The sequence below is a fragment of the Streptomyces sp. NPDC057253 genome, from assembly GCF_042669125.1.
Classification (GTDB): Bacteria; Actinomycetota; Actinomycetes; order Streptomycetales; family Streptomycetaceae; genus Streptomyces.
Map to the genome: position 1 here is coordinate 1 of NZ_JBHUXV010000308.1, position 1,075 is coordinate 1,075.

The window sequence follows — 1,075 nt, forward strand, 5'->3', positions numbered from 1 at the left end:
GAGCTACACCGCTGCGATGCGATCGGCCCCGCCTTGCGGCGGGAACCTCTCACACCAGAGCCCCAAAACGGAATCGAACCGTTGACCTTCTCCTTACCATGGAGACGCTCTGCCGACTGAGCTAAGGGGGCCTGTCGCTTTTTCGAGGTTTCCCTCGCGGCAACGGAATAGATCATACCCCGAACAGACCCGTGCTCCCAACCCGCTCAGAAAGCAGGCTGAAGCAGTCCCCCGAGCGCATTGCACGCGGCCACGACCCGCTGCATGTCCCGCTTGGTCAGCGAGGCGTCCACCGGCAGGGCAAGCGTCTCGTCGGCGGCCCGCTCGGTCTCCGGCAGCGACACACAACGCCGGAACTCCGGCAGCCGGTGCACAGGCGTCTTCACCGGCACCCGGCAGTCAACTCCCTTGCCGCGCAGGGCCCGGGCGAAGGCATCACGGTCCGGACGCCCGTTCCCCGGAACCCGCACCACATACTGCTGATAGGTGTGCCCGACCCCGCCGTCCGGCGTGCGCACCCCCCGCAATTTCCCGTCGAGATAGCAGGCCCGCTCCCGACGCTGCGCGACCTCGTCGTACGGCGCCTCGGACTCACCCTCCTGCAGGACCAACAGCCCGTGCCGCTGCCCGACTTCGAGCAGCCGCCGCATGTCGGCCGGCCGACCGAAGCGGTGCACGACAACGACGGCCGCCGTCCGCGGAGTTACGGCCGCTTCGACAGCGGACGCGTCAAGGCAGTAGGTCGACGGATGTATGTCCGCGAACACCGGGAGCGCACCCGCGAGTGTCACCGCCTCGGCAACCTCGACATTCCCGAAGGCCGGTACGACGACCTCGTCACCGACTCCGACGCCGGCGGCCCTGAGCATTGCAGCAGTACCCATGCTTCGGATGGTGGTTGCGCAACGTGAACTTCAAGTGACGCACAACAAAAAAGGGTTGGACCCCGAACCGAAGTTCAGGATCCAACCCTTTCAATGATTGTTCGGCGGTGTCCTACTCTCCCACAGGGTCCCCCCTGCAGTACCATCGGCGCTGTAAGGCTTAGCTTCCGGGTTCGGAATGTAACCGGGCG

Annotated in this window: 1 protein-coding gene, 1 tRNA gene and 1 rRNA gene; all 3 read right to left on the reverse strand. The window is 65.8% G+C overall.

Features of this window, described 5'->3' with window-relative positions:
- Positions 1 to 58: 58 nt before the first annotated feature.
- A tRNA-Thr gene (locus ACFULQ_RS49165) sits at positions 59 to 131 on the reverse strand.
- A gap of 75 nt (positions 132 to 206) precedes the next feature.
- Positions 207 to 869, reverse strand: a complete 663-nt coding sequence (locus tag ACFULQ_RS49170) for a DegT/DnrJ/EryC1/StrS family aminotransferase (protein ID WP_330269583.1) — start codon at positions 867 to 869, stop codon at positions 207 to 209.
- Positions 870 to 983: 114 nt separating this feature from the next.
- Positions 984 to 1,075 (reverse strand): 5S ribosomal RNA (gene rrf / locus ACFULQ_RS49175); the annotation flags it as partial.

What these genes read in the sequence shown, in the direction of transcription:
- ACFULQ_RS49170 (WP_330269583.1), bottom strand. Translation starts at nt 869, where the DNA reads ATGCTCAGGGCCGCCGGCGTCGGAGTCGGTGACGAGGTCGTCGTACCG.